This is a genomic window from Thioclava sp. IC9, assembly GCF_002213225.1.
GTDB classification, from domain to species: Bacteria; Pseudomonadota; Alphaproteobacteria; order Rhodobacterales; family Rhodobacteraceae; genus Thioclava; species Thioclava nitratireducens.
Genome location: NZ_NBNX01000019.1, coordinates 1 through 5,841 on the forward strand (window position 1 = coordinate 1; position 5,841 = coordinate 5,841).

General features: G+C 57.6%; 7 protein-coding genes. 1 reads left to right on the forward strand and 6 read right to left on the reverse strand.

The window, feature by feature from the left end; genetic code table 11:
- Positions 1–360: 360 nt before the first annotated feature.
- The gene (locus tag B6V76_RS19445) at positions 361–1,101 is read left to right on the forward strand and encodes a hypothetical protein (protein ID WP_088728311.1); all 741 of its coding nucleotides are present in this window, start codon (positions 361–363) and stop codon (positions 1,099–1,101) included.
- A gap of 65 nt (positions 1,102–1,166) precedes the next feature.
- On the opposite strand, the gene B6V76_RS19450 is transcribed toward B6V76_RS19445, so the two are convergent.
- The 6 genes from B6V76_RS19450 to B6V76_RS19470 form a co-directional block, all read right to left on the reverse strand.
- Positions 1,167–2,570, reverse strand: a complete 1,404-nt coding sequence (locus B6V76_RS19450) for an HWE histidine kinase domain-containing protein (RefSeq protein WP_166504647.1) — start codon at positions 2,568–2,570, stop codon at positions 1,167–1,169.
- Between the two features lie 43 nt (positions 2,571–2,613).
- The gene (locus B6V76_RS20045; RefSeq protein ID WP_166504648.1) at positions 2,614–2,853 is read right to left on the reverse strand and encodes a hypothetical protein; all 240 of its coding nucleotides are present in this window, start codon (positions 2,851–2,853) and stop codon (positions 2,614–2,616) included.
- Between the two features lie 10 nt (positions 2,854–2,863).
- On the reverse strand, positions 2,864–3,193 hold the full coding sequence (locus B6V76_RS19455) for a hypothetical protein (RefSeq protein ID WP_088728313.1): 330 nt from the start codon (positions 3,191–3,193) through the stop codon (positions 2,864–2,866).
- A gap of 102 nt (positions 3,194–3,295) precedes the next feature.
- Entirely contained in the window at positions 3,296–3,706 is a 411-nt protein-coding gene (locus tag B6V76_RS19460; protein ID WP_141104963.1) for a hypothetical protein, read from the reverse strand.
- Between the two features lie 341 nt (positions 3,707–4,047).
- Entirely contained in the window at positions 4,048–4,653 is a 606-nt protein-coding gene (locus B6V76_RS19465; RefSeq protein WP_166504649.1) for a response regulator transcription factor, read from the reverse strand.
- A 46-nt stretch (positions 4,654–4,699) separates the two neighbouring features.
- Positions 4,700–5,359, reverse strand: a complete 660-nt coding sequence (locus tag B6V76_RS19470) for a response regulator transcription factor (RefSeq protein ID WP_166504650.1) — start codon at positions 5,357–5,359, stop codon at positions 4,700–4,702.
- Positions 5,360–5,841 lie beyond the last annotated feature (482 nt).

Sequence of the window (5,841 nt, forward strand, 5' to 3'; positions counted from 1 at the left end):
GGAAAGGCAGTCGCACATCACGAAAGCTTCCAATTTCTGCAATCGCGAACGGGTGTTTTTCCACAGAATCGGCGGAATGCGGTCGTTCGCTGCGCTTTAACCCAAAGTCTGCTACCCGAAGCAATGTCAGCATATGACCGGTTGGTGGCGCGGTCTTTCTTGGCATCGCGCGCGCCTCTCACGCCGAGCTGCAGATTGCAGTTTGTTTCACTGTTAGAATTCCGAGGAAAGAAGATCAGTCGCAGACTCGAGTTATAGAGCAAACGCCTGCGCTATTGTTTTCCCGCCTATTCTCGGACCCGTTCGTGCTCTTGCCGCGTTGCTGCCAGGCTGACGTAATAGGCTGATCAAGAGGAAAAGATGGAGTGGCTCGTCGATCACCATCAGGTGGTGAGCATCGCCGTGCAGCTCGTTACCGGATTAGTATGGGTGGTATATCTACAGCTCATGCTCCAGAATTTCCGGCGCGAGCGGCGTTCCAAACTGCTGCTGACGCGGGTCGCCGGCGGCAATGAGCGCGGACATCTGATGCTGGGAAACATGGGAGCGGAGCCCATCTTCGTGAAAGCCTTGCTTGCCGACCTTGAGGTCGATGGAAAGACCTATCATTCCATTGCCAGTGACACCGGTGGCTTCGCACCTTTTTCGGAGGCCGAACCGGCCCAGTCGATAAAAGGACCCCTGAAAACTGCGGAATATCGTGATCTTGGTCAGATTTCGTATCTGGTGAGCGTGGCCTTGGACTTCGCCGACATTCCCGGAGATGCGGAACGGGTGGAGTCGGTCGTGTTTACCGTGCTGGCAGAAAGCAGCCGAGATAAGATGCTGATTGCGGGGCGACTCTGCTTCGACGTTTACCACGCTGGTGACCATCAGCGCTATTTGCCCCAGAGTCTCTCCACCCTACAGTTGCGCAACTTCCGCAAGCGCCGCGAGCTTTCTTCCCGCCTCAAGGAGGTCTCGGAACACGAAGCGCGCGCGTTCCTCACCGCTGATGACGGCAACCGGCGCACGCGCGGTGCGAATCTTTCGTGCTTTCGCCATCGCGAGACGGAGCAGCGGAGAAACATGCCCCAAGTGACGAATGACGCTGCCGAGTGAGATCAATCGAGTTCTGCCGACTCCGCAGGACAACTGCGCCGTCCTCATGACGAAGGCGCAACCACTCATTTCTCTCGCAACAACCGTAAGACGCGATCCAAGAGGTCTGATTCATCGAAAGGTTTACTCACGATCCCCGCCCCTTCAAATGCCGAAGGTAAGTCCGAAGGATCGGCTTGGCCGCTCAAGACCAGAAAAGGGACTTCGTTTGCGGCCAGTTGCGATGCGATCACGTCGGTAGTCTCATGTCGAAGGTTCACATCCAGCAGCGCAACATCGGGGGTGCGCCGGAGGGCCAATAGAGCACTTGCGACGGTCGTGAAGGGACCAAGCACCTCCGCCCCGCACGAGCGGAAAATCTCGGCTATATCCATTCCGATAATTGGGTCATCCTCGACGATCATGATCTTACTTCCGGCGCAAGAAATATCATCGGCGGCAGGGGTATCCGAGGAGTCCTCCTGAGGCTGTGCCTCGTCTGCGGACCCCGCGTCCGTATGCTTGCGTTCGAAGCTATGGTTGACCGTGATATCGCAGACCAACCCTTGTTTCGCGAAATCCAAATCGACTTTGCCTTCGTCCCGCATGGCGTTCTGCAGGATGGTCGAACCGATCCCCCTCGGCCGCGTAGTCACAACCGGAGGGCCGCCTCTTTCGACCCACCGGATCAGAACCTGCCGGCCTTCGGCGCGCGTGATGCTAAGTGCTATCTCGCCCTCCGGCACTGAAAGGGCCCCGTGCTTCACCGCGTTGGTGAGCAATTCATGGAAGATCATCGCAAGTGCTTCGGACGCTTCCCCCGAAAACCAGATATGTGCATTCCCCGTAATCCGGATGCGCTCATTCCAGCCGTCGAAAGCCTTGAGTTCCATGGAGAGTATATCACTCAAACTGGAGCGTTCCGCTTCCGCCGCGACGAGAACCTTGTTCGCGCGCGCCAAGGACGCGAGCCGCTCCAGCAAAGTTGCCGAGAAGTCGTCGACCGTGGTGGCCTTCTTGCTCGCATGCCGGACCATGGAGTTCATGATCGCGAAGGTATTTGCGACGCGGTGATTGAGCTCTCGTGACAGCAACTTGAGACGATCTTCGTTCGACTTGGTCTCGGTAATGTCGATGACGTGGCCGATTAGCTTCACGACCTGGCCTGTATCGGACAGCTTAGGCATCCCTTTTGCGCTGATCCACCGTTCGGCTCCATCCGCGCGCAGGATGCGGGTCTCGAAAGACCAGGGCTCGCCCGTCTCGAGCGACGTTTCCAGCAACTGTTTGACCCGGTCGCGATCGTTCGGTTCGACATAGGTCAGGAAAGTATCCGCGCTCCATTCGCTCAAGCGTGTCTCGTGGCCGAAAATCTGATCGTGGCGCAGATTGCGCACTGCTTTCCCAGTCCCGGCATCGAGCTCCCAAATACCGATCTCGGACGTCGCCAAGATAAAGTCGAGCTGGGTTGAAAATTCGAGATCGTCCATATTGCTCGCTATCTGAGATGCTTCGTTCGTGCTCTGACGATACTCACCGGAGGAAAGCCGATGTTCGGGTTTGGTCCTCAGTCTCATTCATAGCCGCTTCGATAGTTTCGCGATACTCCGCCGGGGCCCACGCCATCCGGGCCGGATCACCATAGCGGCGAATGACCTCTCGGAGACGCTCGATCTCCGCAGCTTGGCGCTTGATCTCAAGTGCCGCTTCGTCAACTAAGAGGGACCCGTTTGCTGCGCCCGCCGAGGAACTCAAACTGTTCGTGATCGACATAAGCCCCCCCTCAAGGCCAGAGAATGTGAAGCCCGCCGCCGATCGCTCCGCCAATTATAGCGGCGAGTGCGGCGATGACTGTAACCCTAAACTCATGCGCGCGAAGACGCTCGGCCGCTTGACGGTCGATCTCCATGCGCGCGATCCAAGCCTCATGAGGATTACCTTCAGAACCGAGCGATGAACTCAGATAGAGGTCAGGGAGAGGAAAGCCCCGGACGCGCTCTGTTGCCGTTTTGACGTCGTCTGGACACTTCATGTCCAAGCCTTCGAGGGCTCGTTCGACCATCCGTCTCGAGATCACGGGATCGGCGCGATCTTCTTCTAAGTAAATGTCCATTTGAAATGACTTCCCATCCTCGAAGCGAGGGAGGTCAGTGTGGCGCAATGATTGGAAATAGGCAAAGCGTGATCGGCCAGCATCTGCCATCCAAGCGAGAATTCACGCAATCGTGTTCGCGCGCCGTGCAAGCCATGCATCTTGGAATTTCTTCAGCGCTGACGCGGTATCGAAGCCAAACCAAGCCCACCCGTTAATCGTTTCGTCACTTCTTCGCCATGAGCCATCGCGCCCCTGAAGCGGCAGGGCCTCGGCGCCGAACTTGGCTCTGCACCATGCAGATATCGCTTGATCGCGCTCACCACCGGCAGGGCCCGTGAAGACATCCACCATCCAAGGCGTTCGGTCCCAAAGCTGATGCTCTTGCCTTACCGCGGCTTCGTCCAGATCGCGTTCCACTTGCGCCATGGTCCGTCGGTATAGGGCTGTCGACATGAAGGCGGTCTTTGTTGAATTTCGAACCAATCTGAAGGCTACGGGAGAAGAGGCTCTGCGGATCACCGTTGACTGCATTTACCCCCGCCTTCGAGCTTCCGCACACGTGAAGAATAGACGGAGCTCCCGTGGCTCTATGAGGCTACTAAGAGCCGGATTGAGGAACGCGCTCTGCTTGGGCGCTTTCAAACGCGAAGTTCATCGCAAGAGTTGCGTAACTCATGCGAGCGCGGCTGGCCCAAAAGTTACTGCAAGCCGAGCGCCCTACGCTGCGGCAGCAACGTTTTGGGGAATCTGCAGGCATAGGGGACTGAAACCCGCTCCCCCGTTCCGGCGAACGTGAGGAAGGCCGCTTCAGAAAGGAGACGGGCTTCCGTCCCCATAATGGAACGAACACCCACCAGGGAGGTCAGGAAGGCTCAGACGAGCCAGCCCCGCGCGCTCGCCATTCGGATCAGCGCAGGCCGGTCCACGAGGCCGAGCTTTTTCATGCCTCGCGCGCGGTGGCTGTCGACGGTCTTTCGGCTGAGGCCAATCCGATCCGCGATGTCGCTGTTGGAATAACCCTTGGCCCAGAGCTGCAGGACATATAGCTCGCGCTCGGTCAACGGCTTGCCTTCGGTGGGACCGGGCCTCTCGCCCTCTCCGGACCGCGAGAAAGCGCGATCAACCAGACTTCCCCCGGCCAAGGAAACACGGATCACACGCATCAGCGCTGGCCCCGAGATCGACTTCGATACTACGGAATTGAACCCGATCCGCACACAGAAGTCGACGAGCTCCTTAGTCGGATGCGATGCAACGGCGATAAGCGCTGGCGAGTGAGAGGCGGCCAACATCTGCGGAACGAGCTCTTCGAGGTTCGGGGTAAACTGCGGATCGATCAGGAGCACGTCCCACTCGGGCTCGCGCAGGCGTTCTACGTCTGTGGCAGCGATCGCATCGCAATGGGTCCCGGTGTCGCCGAAAGTCGACGCCGCGAGGTCGAGAACCGCTGACGCAAAAATAGGACTTTGATCGGCCACGCCAATTCGTATGGGACTTACGCTTCGCATCTTCTGCTAAACCCGGTTAGACCACCCAGGCGTTCCGTCGCGCAAAGGTCTCAAGATCGCGCACGCATGCGAGACCCATCTTGGACAACGCGCGATACTTGTGCGTCTCGACAGTCTTGCCACTGATCGAAAGGTCGTCTCCGATGGCGCGACAACTCTTGCCTTCGACGATCCCGCGCACCACCTCCCGCTCCCGATCGGTGAGGATTTCCGTGCCAACCAGAAAAGGTTCGCTGGAAGCGGCGCGCACGTCGGCATAGCACCCGTCAACATACAGGCCACCCATCGAGACCGACAGGACTGCATCGATCAGCATCTCTGTGTTCCTGCTGCGCGATATGATGCCGTCGTAATCGGATTGGAGACATTGACGCGCGATCTCAAGTGCAGTTTCCGGAAGGTAAGCGATCGCGGCGACTGGTCCGGCGGCCTCGCGCACGGCGCTCAACGTGTCGGCAGGGGCCGCGGGGGACTGGCTTGGATCGAACAGGACCAAATCGCAGGACTTCATCGGAACGTCCTGGGCCGTCAAAGCCGAGGGCAAATCTTTGCATTGGCTGACGACGGCGATATTTCCATCGGCGGCAAAACTCTTTTCCACGGTGTCTGCAAGGATGGCGTTGTCGTCGATGAACAGGACACGGGGCGTTTCAGTTGCGTTTGTGAAATTGTTCATGTCGAGTTCGTCCCGCTCAATCCGGTTAACAGCTAATTTACGGAGCGTTAACAGACGGTCTAAAAGTTGGTTCCCACACGGACCGAAGGTCGTTTTTGAAACGCTCAACGGGAAACGACCACAAGCTTCAGAAAGACTCCTGTATTTTTGACAAAAGTTCATTTCTGGGATGGCGGCGCGTTATTTCTAAAGATTTCGTGACTACCGCTAAGGTTGCGCCACCACATCGGAGCTCTACCAATTTTCTTCCAATTCAACCCTATTTCTACCCCGTGCTCTCTGATGCGAGAGACAAGCATTGTTCCGGCCGCAGAGACCTTTTCTCTGATGAAGATCGTCAAGGCGATGTTCTCGACGCACCGCAAACGGGCGCTGCTCGGCCTCCTCCTGATGAGCTCACAGGCGTTTCTCTACAACGCGATCTTCTTCACCTATGCGCTGGTTCTGTCGAACTTCTTCGACGTGCCCTCGAAGAACACCGG